Source organism: Alteromonas sp. 4NH20-0104, assembly GCF_057547795.1.
The window spans coordinates 1-16,929 of the sequence record NZ_BAAJLP010000054.1 but is presented as its reverse complement, the minus strand read 5'-3'; the positions used below and the strand labels follow the sequence as shown (position 1 = coordinate 16,929).

The 16,929-nt window shown below is 50.3% G+C and carries 14 protein-coding genes; 9 read left to right on the top strand and 5 right to left on the bottom strand.

What is annotated here, in order from left to right:
* The first annotated feature begins 590 nt into the window (after positions 1-590).
* Positions 591-1,565, top strand: coding sequence for a DUF4382 domain-containing protein (locus tag AC27IB_RS23055; RefSeq protein WP_487123950.1), 975 nt, complete (start codon positions 591-593; stop codon positions 1,563-1,565).
* A 28-nt stretch (positions 1,566-1,593) separates the two neighbouring features.
* Here AC27IB_RS23055 and AC27IB_RS23050 read toward each other — a convergent pair whose 3' ends face one another.
* The 3 genes from AC27IB_RS23050 to AC27IB_RS23040 all read right to left on the bottom strand — a co-directional run bounded on the left by AC27IB_RS23050 (position 1,594) and on the right by AC27IB_RS23040 (position 5,682).
* Positions 1,594-4,197, bottom strand: a complete 2,604-nt coding sequence (locus AC27IB_RS23050) for a CHASE domain-containing protein (RefSeq protein ID WP_487123948.1) — start codon at positions 4,195-4,197, stop codon at positions 1,594-1,596.
* A 157-nt stretch (positions 4,198-4,354) separates the two neighbouring features.
* Positions 4,355-5,005 (bottom strand): hypothetical protein, encoded by a 651-nt coding sequence (locus AC27IB_RS23045; protein WP_487123946.1) that lies wholly within the window; start codon positions 5,003-5,005, stop codon positions 4,355-4,357.
* Between the two features lie 428 nt (positions 5,006-5,433).
* Positions 5,434-5,682 (bottom strand): hypothetical protein, encoded by a 249-nt coding sequence (locus AC27IB_RS23040; protein ID WP_487123944.1) that lies wholly within the window; start codon positions 5,680-5,682, stop codon positions 5,434-5,436.
* A gap of 130 nt (positions 5,683-5,812) precedes the next feature.
* On the opposite strand from AC27IB_RS23040, the gene AC27IB_RS23035 reads away from it, so the two are divergent.
* The 3 genes from AC27IB_RS23035 to AC27IB_RS23025 are packed head-to-tail and all read left to right on the top strand — an operon-like array spanning position 5,813 to position 7,718.
* Positions 5,813-6,220: a ketosteroid isomerase-related protein gene (locus AC27IB_RS23035; protein ID WP_487123942.1), complete on the top strand. Its 408-nt coding sequence runs from the start codon at positions 5,813-5,815 to the stop codon at positions 6,218-6,220.
* A gap of 17 nt (positions 6,221-6,237) precedes the next feature.
* Positions 6,238-6,828 (top strand): GNAT family N-acetyltransferase, encoded by a 591-nt coding sequence (locus AC27IB_RS23030; protein WP_487123940.1) that lies wholly within the window; start codon positions 6,238-6,240, stop codon positions 6,826-6,828.
* Between the two features lie 8 nt (positions 6,829-6,836).
* Positions 6,837-7,718 (top strand): carbon-nitrogen hydrolase family protein, encoded by an 882-nt coding sequence (locus AC27IB_RS23025; protein WP_487123938.1) that lies wholly within the window; start codon positions 6,837-6,839, stop codon positions 7,716-7,718.
* 1 nt (position 7,719) lies between these two features.
* On the opposite strand, the gene AC27IB_RS23020 is transcribed toward AC27IB_RS23025, so the two are convergent.
* Complete coding sequence (locus AC27IB_RS23020; protein ID WP_487123936.1) at positions 7,720-8,739, bottom strand: methyl-accepting chemotaxis protein; 1,020 nt, start codon at positions 8,737-8,739, stop codon at positions 7,720-7,722.
* Positions 8,740-9,088: 349 nt separating this feature from the next.
* On the opposite strand from AC27IB_RS23020, the gene AC27IB_RS23015 reads away from it, so the two are divergent.
* The 5 genes from AC27IB_RS23015 to AC27IB_RS22995 all read left to right on the top strand — a co-directional run bounded on the left by AC27IB_RS23015 (position 9,089) and on the right by AC27IB_RS22995 (position 15,883).
* Positions 9,089-9,979: a transporter gene (locus AC27IB_RS23015; protein ID WP_487123934.1), complete on the top strand. Its 891-nt coding sequence runs from the start codon at positions 9,089-9,091 to the stop codon at positions 9,977-9,979.
* 248 nt (positions 9,980-10,227) lie between these two features.
* Complete coding sequence (locus tag AC27IB_RS23010; RefSeq protein ID WP_487123932.1) at positions 10,228-12,135, top strand: sigma-54-dependent Fis family transcriptional regulator; 1,908 nt, start codon at positions 10,228-10,230, stop codon at positions 12,133-12,135.
* A gap of 167 nt (positions 12,136-12,302) precedes the next feature.
* Positions 12,303-12,851, top strand: a complete 549-nt coding sequence (locus AC27IB_RS23005; RefSeq protein WP_487123930.1) for a gluconate 2-dehydrogenase subunit 3 family protein — start codon at positions 12,303-12,305, stop codon at positions 12,849-12,851.
* A gap of 20 nt (positions 12,852-12,871) precedes the next feature.
* Positions 12,872-14,419, top strand: coding sequence for an FAD-dependent oxidoreductase (locus AC27IB_RS23000; protein ID WP_487123928.1), 1,548 nt, complete (start codon positions 12,872-12,874; stop codon positions 14,417-14,419).
* Between the two features lie 9 nt (positions 14,420-14,428).
* The gene (locus tag AC27IB_RS22995; protein WP_487123926.1) at positions 14,429-15,883 is read left to right on the top strand and encodes an aldehyde dehydrogenase family protein; all 1,455 of its coding nucleotides are present in this window, start codon (positions 14,429-14,431) and stop codon (positions 15,881-15,883) included.
* A gap of 53 nt (positions 15,884-15,936) precedes the next feature.
* Here AC27IB_RS22995 and AC27IB_RS22990 read toward each other — a convergent pair.
* Positions 15,937-16,929 (bottom strand): benzoate/H(+) symporter BenE family transporter (locus AC27IB_RS22990; RefSeq protein ID WP_487123924.1); only part of this gene is annotated, 993 nt, incomplete at its 5' end.

Here is a 16,929-nt window from a genome sequence, read left to right as displayed (position 1 = left end):
CCAGCCCACCCCTTGGGTAACGACCAGGGTTTGCCCCAGCGGATGAGTGTGCCAGTTGGTGCGTGCGCCGGGTTCAAAATTCACAATGGCAGCACCTACCCGCGCAGGTTCAGGTGCATTAAACAGGTTACTGATATACACATCACCAACGAAGCATTCGGCGGGACCTTTAATACGCTCCTGCTGTTCAGCGCGTTAAATTTTCATATCGTCGTTTGCGTTGACATCGTCGCTCATACAAAACTCCTTGGGTTATTGTCTGAATGTGTCAGGCAGTGCTCAACCGGTTAAATTGTGAGCGCCAGCTGTGGATGGTGAAAGATTAATTCTAATCAACCAAAACATTAATACATAAAGCTGCCGGTTGCTTGCCTAAACGTATGCCCATGAACCATAAGTATATTCTGTTGCAAAAATGCAACATTTACCGACCGGGCAAGTTTGATTACATACAATGATTAAAACTAAAGCATTGATAAGCATATGTCTTACCGGCCTGGCACAACGCTTGATTGAGCATAATGGCACTGTAATTATTCAGATAACGGAAAAAGATGTTCAATGCCATGCATTGATGTAGGAGTCGAAAAATGAAAAAGCCGTTACACTTCGTTTCAGACGCTTTAAACAAGCAAACCACGAAAACACTTTCTGTTGTTGCCCTGTCGTCCGCCATGGTCGCCTGTGGCGGTGGTGGCAGTGATAATCCTACCCCTGAACCAGATACTGCCTCTTTCAGCCTTGCCGTATCAGATGCCCCGGTAGATCAGGCTAACGCTGTTGTGGTGTACTTTAATACCGTGGAGCTTATTGGTCCTGACGGTCCAATCACCTTCGATGTGCGCGATGAAAACAACGATCCGCAGGCCATCGACCTGCTCAATTATCAGGGCGAAGCCTTCGTTAGCATTGTGGATGCCACCGAAATTCCCACCGGGACTTACACCCAGTTGCGCCTTGAAGTCACCGAAGACTCTTACATTGAAATGGACAGCGGCACCTTTGAACTCAAAGTGCCCAGCAACGAACTAAAGCTCGATGGTATTGAAGCCCTGCCCGGTGTAGAAGCTGCTTATACCGTGGAATTTGATTTGCGTAAGAGCCTGGTAGACCCGGTGGGGCAGCCTAACACTATATTCATAAACCCCCGTGGCGTGCGGTTAGTCGCAAACGATTCTGTGGGCACCTTACTCGGTACAGTATCCCCAGCCCTCATGGAGAGCGCCGCCTGCGCTGAAAAAATCGATTTGACCAGCGGGAATGCTGTCTACGTTTATGAAGGCGATGCGCTCGACCCGACACTGCTCGGCGACGATGCCGATGCGCCGGCGAACACCGGTGAAATTTCACCCTATACGGTTGCTAACGTTACTTACAATGAAGACAGTAAGACTTATGAATTTGTTGCCGGTTATCTGCCTGGGGGCTCTTACACTGTAGGTTTCAGTTGTCTGGCACTCAACGACGAACCGGAAACGGATGAAAGCGCGGACGTGTTCAGTTTCCAGGCTGTGGTTGAAACCTCAGTTACCGCCACCGAACAAACCAGCATCGATATCCAGTAATCGACAGACGGGCAACGGATTGCCCGACTCACCCAGCCTTTTTCATCAGGTGATGAGCCAACACACTGTTTAGCCGTTCCACATCCACCGGCTTTGACAGGTAATTATCGAACCCGACTTCATAGTAAAGCGCCGTCTCTGCGGCCATGGCATTGGCTGTTACCGCAATAACGGGCAACTGTGCATAGCGCTGTTTAATTTGTTTGCAGGCTTCAACGCCATCCATCACCGGCATCTGAATATCCATCAGCACCAAATCCGGGCACTTATTGTTCACACACTCAACCGCTTCCAGGCCGTTCTCAGCAAAGCACACCGTTGCCCCGGTTTCTGCCAGCATGGCTTCCATAACAGCACGGTTAATATCATTGTCTTCAGCCACCAGAATCACGGAACCGGTTAAATCCAGCGCTTTAGTTTCGGTATCGGGAGTTATATTCAGTACATCACCCGCGGCCTTGATTACCGGCAATCTGACAATAAATCGGGAGCCTTCACCGGGCGTACTGACTACCCGGATTTGACCATTCATTAAATGGATTAACGATTGGGTGATGGCCATTCCCAGTCCCGTCCCACCGTATTTTCTGGTGGTCGATGAATCCGCTTGCTCAAAGCGATCAAAGAGCCGGTTCAGCGCATCTTTCGTCATGCCTTCACCGGTATCAGTAACGCTGAAAAGTAGTTCATCGCTGGCACTGTTACGAACGGAAATAGTCACCTTGCCCTGTTCGGTAAACTTTATCGCGTTAGCGCCAATATTAAGCAGTACCTGACGAATGCGCACTGCATCGCCAATCCAGACATCATGATCCGTCTGACTCTCGAATATCAGCTTAACCGGCTTACTGCCCAGCAGCATCAACATGTCAGACTGCAGGGCATCGAGCATGGCTGTCAGGCTAAAGCGATGGGGGTCAATGCTGACTTTACCGGCTTCGATTTTGGAAAAATCCAGAATATCGTTAATGATTCGGCTCAGGTTTCGGGTCGAATAGATAGCCTTATCCAGCAAACTACCGTGTTGCTCACCTGAATCGGAACGCCGGATTAGCTGCAATGCCCCGTAAATCGCGTTTAACGGCGTGCGGATCTCATGACTCATATTAGCCAGGAAGCTCGATTTAGCTTCATTGGCCAGTTCGGCCTGCAGACGGGCTTCCTTGAGTTCCTGTTCACGCTTTAGCTGTGGCGTGAGATCGTAGGCAATACCGAGAAAACCAAACAACTTACCGTGTTCGTCAAATAAACTGGTTGCACTCAGTCGCACCGGTACCTGCGAGCCATCTTTGCGCACGTAGTTCCAGTTGTTGATATCGGTGTTGCCACCAATAACTTTTTCAACAAACACATCAAAACCGGGTTCGATAGTCCGGCCCAGTTCTTCAGATAGCTCGGCAGCCCGGGCTTCCATTTCCTCGAACAAATGGAATACTGCCGGCGTTTGCTTGCCAATCATTTCATCGGCACTGTAGCCAATGAGCCGCTCTGCGGCCGGATTAAACGCGGTGATCAGGCCTTTGTCATCGGTGGCTATAAGCGCATAACCGGCGCTTTCCAGAATACGTCGCTGTAGAATATTGGCCTGCGCAATCTCATAGGTGCGGGCGGCCACTTCCCCTTCCAGTTTTTCATTATTCATTTCCAGTGCACGTCGATTCGCTTCAGCCAGTTCAAGTTCATAGCGTTTGGCATCTGCACGGCGGCTCAGCACAATTTGTAAACTAAAAACCACCAGCGCCAGACTGCTCGCAATGGCCAGAATATTATTAAATGCCTGTTGTCTGGAGGGCAGGCGAAGGCCGTCAATAAACGCCTGATTCGGGGTGAGCAGCAAGCGCCAGTCCCGACCGAACAACTGCAGTGACTGCTGAATTTGCAGGACATCCAGACTACCGGCCTGCTGACGCCCAAAAAATCTCATGGATCCCTCGCCGGAGGCATCTTCGATTGCCAGAATTACGTCACTGCGCAACCCGCTCACCGATGACAGCACTTCATCGATTAACAAGGGCGCATAGGTCCAGCCCGTTAGCGCCTGCATACGCTGGTCGTCTCCCTCCGGCGCCATTAAAGTGCTGTAAACAGGTTGCATGATCAAAAAACCTTGCAAGCGTTTTTGATTAGCCTGCACTAAGGTAATGGGCGCTGTTAACTGAGTTGAATTCGATTTGGCGGCCATTTCTGCGGAGCGACGGCGCATGGTTTCGGAACCAATATCAAGACCAATCGCCTGCAAATTGGCGTCTTCGGGCATGATGTACTGAATAATAAAGTAGCTGTTCTGATGCGGCGTCAGCGTGCGCAGTTCAAACTGATTGTCCGGTCTGTCGCGCCGGGCCATTGCCATAAAGTCCGCAAAATCAGCCACTGGCACTTTGCGGATAAAGCCAAAGCCGCGGGCGCCGGGATACTGCTGGCTGTAATTCTGACTTCGGGCATAGGTTTGCACATAATCGTAATGCAGGTTGTCAATTCCCACGGCAACAATCGAGGCCCGTAAGCTCGACAAACCATAAGCGTACAGTGAAACCCGTTCATTCACTGCTTCGCTGATCTGCACCAGTCGGCGTTCCAATGCTTCCTTGATTAACTGCTCTCGTTCAGCTTCGTGATTTTTGCCTACTTGCATTGCATAAACATAACCGATAGCGAAGACGATTAAAGGCAACCAGACAGATTTACTGATTCTGCTCTGCAGGGACGCACGCCTTAAGTCTGTTATCGACATCAACTAATACTCAAACAATCAAACAATTAAACAATTAAACAATTAAACAATTAAACAATTAAACAATTAAACACTTAGATATCTCTAGTATATTAAACCTGCGGTATAAAACTGCACCGTCCCACTGATTAATTATACAAACGATCCCAATTCGTGCATAAAAGATATTTAACTTAATACTGCGGGTACCCTGTTCAGCCACCGGCTGTCCCTGAGGTCCCATATTATGTGCGGCATGGAACTTAGTACCAATAGCATTAATACGGTGCAGGAAACTCACTTCGTCATCAAAGGTCAGGCCAAGCGTGTTATCAGGACGCTCACCATCTTCTGGCTGCATCACTCTGGCAAACAGGTCATCAGTAGGCGTTGAGAAATGAATCTCACTGTCGTCAGCGCCTAAGGTTAACCACTGAATATCCGAGAAATACCCTTTAAACTCGGGGAATTCCCAACTTTCGCCGGCAACCCCTTCGTTATAGTCTTTTTCCCATACGGCATAAGACACACCTTCCAGTCGGTTTGCCCACACACGGTAAGGACCATCGCCCAACCAGCGTTTATGAGCAATCCCCTGTGGCGGATAATTAAACGCAACACCGTGTAAAATATATTCGCCGTCCAGTTCGTATTCCAGATCCAGCGATAAATACCCTTCATTGCGTACAATCCAGTTAAGTTTGCTAATGCCCGTTGGTGGTTTAGACACGCTGTCTTAACGCACGATTCTCCAACGACGCCAGAACAGGCTGTCTAGTGGTATTGGGAATACTGATTAGGTATTTGCCCTCGTGTCCGGCCACGGATGCTGCCTCCGCGGAAGTTTTGATTTGGCTCCCGGATAAGCCAGCCAGTTCAGCTTCGTCTTCCACCACTACCGCAATGTTTGAGGATTCAGCCAGCAGGTTTTGGGAAAACTGAATAGTCAGCGTTGAGTGCTCTTCATTGCTCTTACGAATTTTTGCCTTATCGCTGTCATTTAATGTTGCACAGGCCCGAACAAAACGCGTATAGGTTTGTTCCAGTAAACGCAGGGACTCCGCATCCAGGTTCAGTGTATCGCGTTGGTTGTAAAGCGCTTCAACACGTTCAAACGAGGCACTGTTAAGATTAATATTATCGGCATGAGCGGCCAGTCTAGGAGCCAGTTGCTTTTGTAACTCGCGGCGCTATGGCATCTATCTCAGCGGCCTGCTCTGCCATGCCCTGCTCGAAAGCCGGCATAAAATGGGCATCATCAATTACCCGGAAGTCAGGCGCTCCATAGGTAATTGAACTCTCTGTCATAAGCTGATTATCCTGTTGTTGTGCTGCGGACACCTGATCGGTGAGCGCCTGAGCAGAAGCGTCGGCCTGAGTCTGCGCTTCCTGCGAACAGCCTGCCATAAAAAGAGCAGTAAAAACTGCTGGCCATTGAACTTGCGAAATAAATCGGTCAATCACCGCCAACGGGTATTTAAACTCTTTACTCAGCGGACTATCATTCGCATCTTAGCTTTTTATGACGGATATTTTTGTGAGTCAGGCAACTGTTAAATTACTTCAGGATTACTACGCTGCTTTTAATAAGCAGGATATGGACACCTTTTTGTCGCTGCTCACTGATGATGTTATTCATGACATTAATCAGGGCGCTCGCGAAGTGGGTAAGGATGCGTTTGTGGCGTTTATGGAGCGCATGAACAAAAACTACAAAGAAACCATTGTGGATATTGAGGTGATAACCAATACCGCGGGCGATCGCGCCGCCGTGGAATTTACCGTATTAGGCGAATACCTGGCCACGGATGAGGGTTTACCCGAAGCAAACGGGCAGACTTATAAGCTGCCAGCGGGCGCGTTTTTCGATATTCGCGACGACCTGGTTGCCCGGGTAACCAACTATTACAACCTTGAAGATTGGATAGCACAGGTTTCGGCCTGATTGCTAAACAGCCCATTATGCTTACTTTTAAAAGTTTATCCGGTGCAGCGCTCCATCAATATATAGATCAGCTCGCCCAACTGCGCATGCAGGTGTTTCGCGACTTTCCCTATTTGTATGATGGTGATGCCGCTTACGAAGCCCGCTATCTGAGCACCTACATTGAGGCGCCCGACAGTATTATTGTGCTGGCTTATGATGGCGATAAAGCGGTGGGCGCCTCTACCGGCGTACCGCTGAAATATGAAACGGCAGAAGTGAAGCAGCCCTTTATCGAGGCCGGTTTCGACCCAGAATGTATTTTTTATTGTGGTGAGTCAGTATTACTCCCCGCATACCGCGGTCAGGGCGCCGGTGTGGCTTTTTTTGACTATCGCGAAGCCCACGCCAAAACAATTAAAGGGATAACTCAATCATATTTTTGTGCGGTTCAGCGCCCGGCCGATCACCCGGCTCGCCCGGCAGATTTTCAGCCGCTAGATACATTCTGGCAGCATCGCGGCTATCAGAAATGTGCCGACCTGACGACCACCTTCAGTTGGAAGGAAGTGGGTGAGTATGAGGAGTCTGCCAAACCCATGGCATTCTGGATGAAAGCACTCACTTAGGAGTAGTAATGCACACTTTTAAACTGGCCTCGGCTCAGTATGACATCGGTTTTTTTGAACACTGGGATGAGTTTGCCAAAAAACTGGATGACTGGATAAGCCGCGCGGCCAGACAGGGTGCCAGGCTACTGGTGTTCCCTGAGTATGGCAGCATGGAGCTCGCTTCCCTGTTTGGCGAAGCGGTGTACAGCGATTTATCTCAACAATTGCACGCCATGCAAAGCCTGTTACCCCGTTGGGTTGCCTTGCATAAATCCTTAGCGGCTCAATACGACGTGCATATTCTGGCCAGTTCTTTTCCTACGGCTCAGGAGGATGGCCGTTTTGTGAATCGCGCCAACCTGTTCGGCCCTGAGGGCCTGCTCGGCTATCAGGATAAGCTCATCATGACCCGGTTTGAGAACGAACAATGGCACATCAGCCCGGGCAACGACATTAAAGTAATTGATACAACACTTGGCCGTATCGGCATTCACATTTGTTACGACTCTGAATTTCCCATGATCGCCAACCATCAGGTAGCGGCTGGCGCTGATTTGTTGCTGGTACCCAGCTGTACGGATACGCAAGCGGGTTTCCACCGCGTACGTATCGGCTGTCAGGCGCGTGCATTAGAGAATCAGTGCTATGTGGTTCAGTCGCCTACGGTTGGCGATGCCAACTGGTCGCCCGCTGTCGACGCCAACACCGGCCGCGCCAGTGTTTATAGCCCGGTTGATTATGGTTTTCCGGCTAACGGGATTTTAGCCGAGGGGCAAAACAGCGACCCAGCCTGGGTGTATGCCACCGTCGACTTGGGGGAAATCGCCCGAATTCGCAATGAGGGGCAGGTATTTAATTACCGCGACTGGCCCAAACAATTCGAAAAAAACGCGCCTGGGCGCAATTGAGTTAACCCGCCCGGCGCATCCCCCTCGCATTCGCCTGGCCATCATCAAACTCATCGGCAACCGCGTTTATACCAGTTTGTTGCTGCTGTAATATTGCGTCGATATCACTCAGAATACGCTGCTGCCCGAGCAGCTTCTGATAGATATCAGCTACAATAGTCGTTCTCTCTTTAGCCCCTTGTTTAATTTCTTCCATGGCATCCAGAGCGATGGTGGATTGAGTCATGCAATCTTCACATGACACCACCGCAGACTGCATCCCCTCGCCGGCATCGGCAGAGGTCTGTTTTAACTGTCTGACAATTATTGCGATCTCCTCGCTGGATGCATTCGCACTCCCCGCCAATTGCCGCACTTCGTTGGCGACTACCGCGAACCCCTTACCGTGATCCCCCGCTCTGGCCGCTTCAATCGACGCATTCAGTGCCAGCAAATTGGTTTGTTTAGCGATATCCTGAATTTTCACCACAATAAAGGCTATCTCATCAGACTGCCGGGCTAACTGGCTGAATACCTCGCCTACGCTGTGGATATGCTCGGCCAGAAATCCTATGGCCTCCTGACTGTTTTGCATACTTTCGTAACTCTGTTCGACTCTTTGTCCTGAGTAACCAGCCAGTTCACGGGCTTTCTCCATGCCCAGTAACACTTCGGATAACCTGTCTGCACCTTGTTGGGATTGCATAGATATCTGTTCACAGAGTGAATGGTTGTCTGTGATGGCTGTTAGTAACGATTCGTCTTTGTCGAGAGTTGTTGGCTGTGTCTGAGCTTCGCTTTCAACCGTTACCTCCACGTATTCGGTGATCACTGATGCTGCAGGGAATTGTTGGCAATGTAGTATCAGCCACCCAATCATTAAGGTGGTCATTGCAGCCACCAGCGAACCGATTAATGGCAAATTCCACAACGCCGCTAACCCTATCACCAGCCATACTCCGGCTATGGCCAGTCCACCTGCAGCCAGTATTCTGACTTTTCTAGCTTGAGTTTGCTGCTCAACCTCTGCTCTTTTATTCAATTCGCTTACTCCACTGCTTTGTACAACCGTCGCCGGCCGCTTAACAAGAGCAGGACCACTGCAAAATTAACACCTCTTTTACATTTGCCGCATAATTTGGAACCGCCAGCCAGACAACGCGGTTTATCCGCAAGAAGAGCAACCAGTCAGACTAAGCGTCTACATTGAGAAACTGTTTCATTTTGAGACGCCCCTCATTTACAGGTGTTATTTTTTAAAACACTGGAATTCGATAAATTTTAACAAAATCCGCATAAGCATATGTTTTTAATGAATACTTTTGTTTATGGAATGTTAAATGCACTTAGCAGGGCAACGTGATACGTTACTTTTTAATAAGGATAACCAGATGAAAAACACACTACTTAAACCTGCCTTGCTGTCACTCGGCCTTTCATGTGCCGCAGTGAGTCCATTAACCCAAGCTGCTCAGGTAGCTACCGATCCGGGTGATTACTCACCGCTGCCAGCGGGCATCGATTTGGGTATTTTATATCTGCAATCTTTTGATAACGATGAGTTTTATGTTAACGGCCAGCAGGTCGAAAACGGCCCTACACTGAGTGCAGACATTGGCTTACTACGCTGGGTTCACTACATTGAGGTTGGCGGGTTCATTATTGATCCGCAGGTTATTTTGCCTTTTGGTCAGTTAAAGCTGAATGCCGGTGGCGCTGAAGTTGAAGCTTCGGGAATTGGCGACCCGATCCTCGGCGCAACCATCTGGTTATACAATAACCCCGATACCAAGCAGGCTTTTGGTGTAACGGGTCTTGTGTCCCTGCCATTGGGTAGCTACGACACCGAGAAAGGCCCGGTTAACCTGGGTGAAAATCGCACCAAGTTCATTACCCAGGCTGCTTTTGTCACACCGATTACCGAGCAGTTTTCAGTGCACCTGATTGGTGAGTACACCTTCTTTGGTGATAATGATGACTTCGGTGCTTCGGGTATCACTCGTGAGCAGGACGACCAGTACGGCTACCAGGTGCACCTGAATTACCATATTTCTGATACCACCACGGCATCGGTGAACTACTACCACGACTTTGGCGCCGAATCTGAAGTAGCGGGAGTGGACCAGCAGGACGAACTGAATAACAACCGCTGGCAGTTTACTGTACAACACTTTGTACAGCCTGATCTGCAGGTTCAGGTACAATATGGCCGCAGTATTTCAGTAGAAAATGGCTTTTTCGAAAATGACCGCATCAACCTGCGATTTGTAAAAGTCTTTTAATTCATAAGGGTGTAAGTGGCGCGCGTCACTTACACCTTCCTTCACTTTTTTAATGGCCCCATCACCGCCCGCGATCATCACAGCTCACCCCTCACCACAAGTTCGCAATGCGAACTATAGTTCACAGTAAAAACATATTACAAATAATTTACAACTTGTGGTAGACTCTGCGTTCGTTAATCGGTTACCCAAAAATACACTGCAAAACGTCTTTAGAGGCCTGGCAGTATTCCCGATAGGTTGTAGTAATGAACAATGAACTCAGTGTAATCCGACAGCGTTTTAATGAGGGAGATATTCAGGTAGCAAATATGCTACCAGGTGCCATTCGGGAATCATGGCTTCGCTGCGCAGATCAAACCGTCAGAATGTCCGGAAAGCTTGAATACAGCTACGTGCGTCCTGACAAGCTCGAACAACTCAAGTATCAGAATGAAGAACTGCTGACTGTCTCAAACCGTCACGTAGAGCAGTTATTTCGTGCTGTGGCTGGCGCTGGCTGGTCGGTACTGCTCACCGACAAGAACTGTAATGCACTGCAGGTCCGGCAGGCAAATCGCCTGAGCAATGCGCGTATCGCTTCGGCATTTCGTGATGGCGTGATGCTCAGCGAAGAAAATGTCGGCACCACGGCAATGTCCTGTGCGGTTAACACCAAGCAGTTTACCCGAGTGTTTGGCGGTGAACACTACAAAGAACAGCATAATACCTTTCACTGTGCCGCGGCGCCCGTGTTCGATCACATGGGCCGCCTGTGCGCATCGCTGGACATTACCAACGAACACTCCATCAATGATATGGCAGTGTTTTACATGCTGGAAACCTGTGCACGCAATATTCAAAAGTCTCTAATTTTGAATCTAAGCGACACCTATGTGATTGAAATTATCCCCTCGTCAGGGCAATTTGGCGATATTACCAACCTGCTGCTGGCCATATCACCCGATGGCAAGATGACTGGCTGTAACGAAGCGGCGTCGACCTTTATCTCCGATCAGCGCCGTTTCTTTGATACCTGGTTTGACGGTCTGTTCAGTTCCGATATCGGCATCATTCAAAACCGCCGCGCTGCCAGTGGTGAACCTTTCTACCTGACACTGCATTCAGGCGTAACACTGGCATCAAGGGTCATTAGCACCCCATCCTCACGCACCACAGAGGATCGCAGTAACGAAGAGATACGCCCTGCCCCGGTCATCGCATCGGTACCCAATACCACCTTTGGTGATGAACAGTTAGCCCGGTCTGTGGAACGCGGTGCGAGAGTGCTGAATCGCTTGCCGGTGATGCTGTATGGCGAGTCCGGCGTGGGTAAAGAAGTCACTGCCCGCCACCTGCACGATGCCAGCCAGTGTCAGGGCAAGTTTATCTCAATAAACTGCGCTTCTATTCCGGAAAACCTGATCGAAAGTGAACTGTTTGGTTATCAGGCCGGTGCCTTTACCGGCGCCGATAAAAAGGGTTTTAAGGGCCGTATTGCAGAAGCCGACAAAGGCACGTTGTTTTTAGATGAAATTGGCGATATGCCGCTGGCCTTACAGAGCCGGTTACTGCGTGTACTGGAAACCCGCGAGGTAAGCCCGCTAGGCTCATCCAAAGAGCACAAAGTAGAGTTTCAGCTAATCTGCGCCACCAACGTTAATCTGGAACAGGCCATTGAACAAGGCCGTTTCCGCCAGGACCTGTACTTCCGCCTGAAAGGCTTTGCGATCCCCATCAAACCTTTACGGGAGCGGGACGATAAACTGGCCATCGCGCAAACCATTGTGGCCGCCGATTGCCAGTATAAACAACAGCTCAGCACCGAGGTCAGCCGCTTTATAGAGTGCTACAACTGGCCGGGTAATATCCGCGAGTTACGCAATGTGCTGCTCTACGCCGATGCCATTGGTGACGATAGTCAGACCGTCCAGATGGATGAATTGCCGGAAGAATATCAAACCTGCCAAAGCTGTGTTGCATCGACTGCCACAGCCAACACATCAGCCCCAGCTGACTCCGGGCGACTGCTTGATCAGGCCAGTCAGGATCTCATCAACCGCGTGGTAGAAGATTGCAGTGGCAACATGAGCCTGGCAGCCAAAAAACTCGGCATTTCCCGGGCGACCTTGTATCGAAAACTGGCTAAAGACCGCTCAGGCACTGCCTTAAACTGAGACGGGTAACACTAGCGGAGTGTTTCATTTTGCAACACTCCGCACACTTCAAATATAAAACTACATACAATTCAATAAATTAACTTTTAATTAACTTTTGGCATGCTCCCTGCGTAGTCATGGTGTACGTAGTTTTAATCACTATAACAATGATAAAGGGCAATCAAATGTCACAAATTAATAATCAACGCAGGCAGTTTCTGAAACTCGCAACCGCTATCAGCGCAACGGTGATGAGCTGCTCATCGATGCAGGTCATGGCTGGGATCCTGACTGATGATAACAAGATGGATGCTACTGAGCAGGCCGTATTTAATAAGATGCTGGCTATCTCCCTGCCGACCGAGGGCAGCAATCTGGTTGACCCGGCCACGTTACCGGTGATTTCAACTATCGAAGGCGCCTTGTTGGCGGGCATGCCCCCCCATATTCGCAAAGGTCTGAATCAGGGGATCCATTACTTTAACCAAAGCGCAGAAAAAGCATTTGGTAAGCGGTTTACCAAGCTGTCTGACGAAGAGGCGACTAAATTTGTCGATCAGTGGTCAGCGTCAGACGTAGCGCCGCATCGCGCGCTTGCGATGGGCATAAAAAAACTCACCGTACTCGCCTACTGGGCAATTCCTAATACCTGGGCACCACTTGGCTATGACGGCCCCGTGTCTGAGAAATGGGGACTCGCTAAACGCGGTATCACACCAGAACCACAAGCCTAATCATCGGTAGGAGTACAATAATGTCTACAAATAAAAATCAGTTAAATGTAATCACCGCTGCCGATATGACGGCCGCCCAACTCGACCTTGACGCCGATGTCGTGATTATCGGTTCTGGCGCTGGTGGCGGGATCAACGCTTACGAGCTGGCGAAAGCCGGTAAAAAAGTCGTAGTGCTGGAAGCTGGCCCTTATGTGCCTTCTGAGAAATTTACCGAAATGATGGCGGTGTCGATGGCGACCCTTTACGAAGGTGAAGGCGCACAAAGCAACACCGACGGTGACATCACCGTACTGCAAGGCCGCTGCGTAGGCGGTTCTACCGTGGTCAATGCGGCGCTATGTTTCCGTACCCCTGATTACTACCTAAAAAAATGGGCTAAAGAATTCGGCCTGACGAACCTGACACCAGAAGTCATGCTGCCCTATTTTGAGAAGGTTGAAGAAAACCTTGGCATCACCGAGGTAAAAGGCCACGAAACCAGTGTGGGTGCAGAGTACATTAAAAAAGGCATGAAGGCACTGGATATTCCTCTGGGTCTTGCCCGCCGTAATATTCGCGACTGCGCGATGACCGGCTTTTGCTTTGCCGGTTGTAAAACCGACCGCAAGCAGTCAATGATGGTGACGTACCTGCCCTGGGCCTGTAACCATGGTGCGGTGATTTATGCCGACACCCGGGTAACCAAAATTAATACACAAAATGGTGCCGCCAGTGGTGTAAACGCCGAAGTGGTTGATCCTAAAACCGGCAAGGTAAAAACCCGCATGAGTGTTAAAGCGCCAATTGTTGTGCTGGCTGCCGGACCTACCGGTTCGCCTCTGCTGCTACAGCAGTCTGGCCTGGCGAATTCAAGCGGCCAGGTAGGTAAAAACTTTGCCTGTCACCCATCGCTGTCGGTCACTGCGATGTTTGATAAAAAGCTTAACGATTTTCACGGTGCCACCCACAGCCTGTTTGACGACAGCCACACACTGCCGGACGATGGCGGCTGGATCCAGCTGAACGCGGTACAGGACCCGGTAGAAGCGTCGTTTATGGCTGAACCAGGCACCGGTAAACCCTACGTACGCTACATGCAGAATTACCCTAATTCAACGCGCCTGATCACCCTTATTCACGATAAGAACGTCGGTGAAGTAACCTTAGAAAACGGCTACAAAGAGATTCGCTATCAGGTTGATGATGAAGACTTTGAAGCCATGAAGAAGGGCCTTAAAGACAATGCGCGGATCCTGTTTGCCTCGGGCGCCAAATACCTGTATCTGCCCACCTCAGACAAGCAGCGTATTAACTCTGTAGATGAAATAGACAGCGTTATTGATGCCCTGGAAAATCAACCAGCGCGCTATCGTTATACGTCTTTCCACCCTCAGGGAACCTGCCGAATGGGTGCCGATAAGCACAAAACCGTGGTCAACCCCTATGGCGAAACCCATGATATCAAGCGCTTGTATGTAGTAGATGCCAGCCTGTTGCCCACCTCGATTGGTTACAACCCTTCCGAGACGGTTTATGCACTGGCCAGTTACATTGCCGATCACATTAACGAAGCGAATCCAAGTTAAGGTATTAACATGAATTACAAAGCTATCAGCCAGAGTGACTTTTCCCTCGACTACACATCTGGTTTTTCTGGTGCAGCGTTCGACATTGTCGAACCTGCCACCGGCACTGTTTTCGGCAGCGTTAACGCTGCCACTGCCGACGAAGCCAGCGCCGTTATCGAGCGTTGCAAGGCTGCGCAGCCAGACTGGGCTGCCAGTACGTTTGAACAGCGGGCGGGGATTTTACGTCGCTTTGCTCAGGCGCTGGAAGACAACGCTGAGCTTATCCATACCTGGAATGCCAGAGAGTGCGGCTCCATTCGTCCGAAAAGCGAATGGGAGCTACAAGCCTGTATCGAGCAAACGCACATGGCGGCCAGTCAGGCCCAGGCACCTAATGGCGAAATTTACCCGTCGACCATGCCGGGACGTAAAAATATGCGCGTACGCATTCCGGTAGGTGTGGTGGGTGTTATTGCACCGTGGAACTTCCCGTTACTGCTGTCGTTACGTGCGGTGCTGCCAGCACTGGCCATGGGTAACTCCGTGGTATTAAAACCGGATCCGCAGAGCTTCTTTACCGGTGGTGTTATCATTAAAGAGTTAATGGACGCCGCCGGTTTACCCGAGGGCCTACTCGGGTTACTGCCCGGTGGCGCTGAGCCAGGCCAGGCGGTAGTGGAACATCCTGCAACCGGAATGATCGCGTTTACCGGGTCAACGGCAGTAGGCCGCTCTATTGCCCGCCATTGTGCCGAAACCTTTAAGAAAACGTCACTGGAACTGGGCGGCAACAACGCCTTTATCGTACTCGACGATGCCGACATTGACTCCGCGTCGTCTTGTGCTGCCTGGGGCGCGTTTTTGCATCAGGGTCAGATTTGCATGCAGTCAGGCCGTCATATCGTCCATGAAGATATTGCCGATGCCTATATTAATGCACTGGCCGAGCGAGCCAACAACCTTTATGCCGGTAACCCCTTTACTGAACAATGCCACCTCGGCCCACTGATTAACCAGACCCAGGCCGATAAAGTCAAATCACTGATTGAGGACTCGGTTGCCATGGGCGCTGAGATCGTAGCCGGCGGAACAGGGGATGGCCGGTTAGTCAGACCTACTGTGCTTAAGAATGTTACACCAGAGATGCCAGTATTTAAGCAGGAAATCTTTGGCCCGGTAGCACCAATTGTAACCTTTAAAACCGAGCAGGAAGCCATCGCTCTGGCCAACGCAACGGACCTTGGTTTGTCAGCGTCTATTCATACCGGTGACAGTGCTAAAGGTGAATACCTGGCCGGACTGATTGAAGCTGGCATGGTGCATGTGAACGATCAAACCGTGAATAACGAATATCACATTCCATTTGGTGGTCTGAAAGACTCTGGTGATGCTGGTCGCATTGGCGGTCCGGTAAACCTGGAAGAGTTTACCCACAGTAAGTGGATTAGCGTAATGAACAAAGGTATTCAGTATCCGTTTTAACGGCACTTACCTAAAGTGAAAACAGGGCCGTGGGCCCTGTTTTTTTATGCGCATTATTTAGCCAGCCGCTGTTGTAACACAAAAATAGCGCCGCCTATTATCAGTGCCCAGAAGGCCGACGACAAACCCAGCAACGACAAATCCGAAGCGGTGATCAAAAAGGTACATAAGGCAGCTTCACGTTCTTTGGGTTGAGACAGCGCAGCGGCCAGCGAACCCTCCAGCGCACCCAGCAAAGCAATGCCAGCAACCATGGCAATAAAGGCCGCAGGAAAGGCCTGGATCACACTGACCAGCGCCGCACTAAACAAACCAAACATGGCATACCAGATCATGGCAACAAAAGGCCCGAAATAGCGCTTAGCCGGGTTGGGATGCGCATCACTACCGGTACAAATAGCAGCTGTAATGGCCGACAAATTAACGCCGTGGCAGCCGGTTGGCGCAAACAGGATGCTCATAAAACCGCTACCGGCAACAATTTGATTGGCAGGCGGAGCGAAACCGTCCTGGCGTAAAATAGCAATGCCGGTAATAAACTGCCCGCTTAAGGCCACCAGCACCAAAGGCACAGACACACTAAACAGCGCCGATAAAGAAAAGGAAGGCCAGTACCACTGCGGCGCAGATAGCTGCCAGTCGACGGCAGTAAACGATAACCCTTCGGTTGCCATCAGCGCGCTAACACCGGCCACCACCGTTAACATAATCGCGTAACGCGGCAATAGCTGGCGCAACACAATATAAGCGCTAAACATCACTAAACCGAGCAATGGTGCGCCGGTCATCTTCGAAAACAACGCCAGACTGAAATTGACTAAAATTCCCGCCAGCAGCGCCGCGGCCAGTGATAACGGTAGCCGCTTAATTAGTTTATCAAACCCGCCGCTGAGTCCGAGTACCAATAAAATTGCACCAGACATCAGGTAGGCCCCGATAACATCTCCCCACGGCATCCCCGGCACCAACGTTACTAATAACGCCGAGCCCGGCGCATTCCAGGCAAACAACACCGGCATTTTGTAACGCAGACTAAACCAGCCGCA

Excerpts from the sequence above, each read along its gene's own strand:
- AC27IB_RS23055 (WP_487123950.1), top strand. The coding sequence starts at position 591 with ATGAAAAAGCCGTTACACTTCGTTTCAGACGCTTTAAACAAGCAAACC.
- AC27IB_RS23050 (WP_487123948.1), bottom strand. The coding sequence starts at position 4,197 with ATGCAAGTAGGCAAAAATCACGAAGCTGAACGAGAGCAGTTAATCAAG.
- AC27IB_RS23040 (WP_487123944.1), bottom strand. The coding sequence starts at position 5,682 with ATGGCAGGCTGTTCGCAGGAAGCGCAGACTCAGGCCGACGCTTCTGCT.
- AC27IB_RS23030 (WP_487123940.1), top strand. The coding sequence starts at position 6,238 with ATGCTTACTTTTAAAAGTTTATCCGGTGCAGCGCTCCATCAATATATA.
- AC27IB_RS23025 (WP_487123938.1), top strand. The coding sequence starts at position 6,837 with ATGCACACTTTTAAACTGGCCTCGGCTCAGTATGACATCGGTTTTTTT.
- AC27IB_RS23015 (WP_487123934.1), top strand. The coding sequence starts at position 9,089 with ATGAAAAACACACTACTTAAACCTGCCTTGCTGTCACTCGGCCTTTCA.
- AC27IB_RS23010 (WP_487123932.1), top strand. The coding sequence starts at position 10,228 with ATGAACAATGAACTCAGTGTAATCCGACAGCGTTTTAATGAGGGAGAT.
- AC27IB_RS23005 (WP_487123930.1), top strand. The coding sequence starts at position 12,303 with ATGTCACAAATTAATAATCAACGCAGGCAGTTTCTGAAACTCGCAACC.
- AC27IB_RS23000 (WP_487123928.1), top strand. The coding sequence starts at position 12,872 with ATGTCTACAAATAAAAATCAGTTAAATGTAATCACCGCTGCCGATATG.
- AC27IB_RS22995 (WP_487123926.1), top strand. The coding sequence starts at position 14,429 with ATGAATTACAAAGCTATCAGCCAGAGTGACTTTTCCCTCGACTACACA.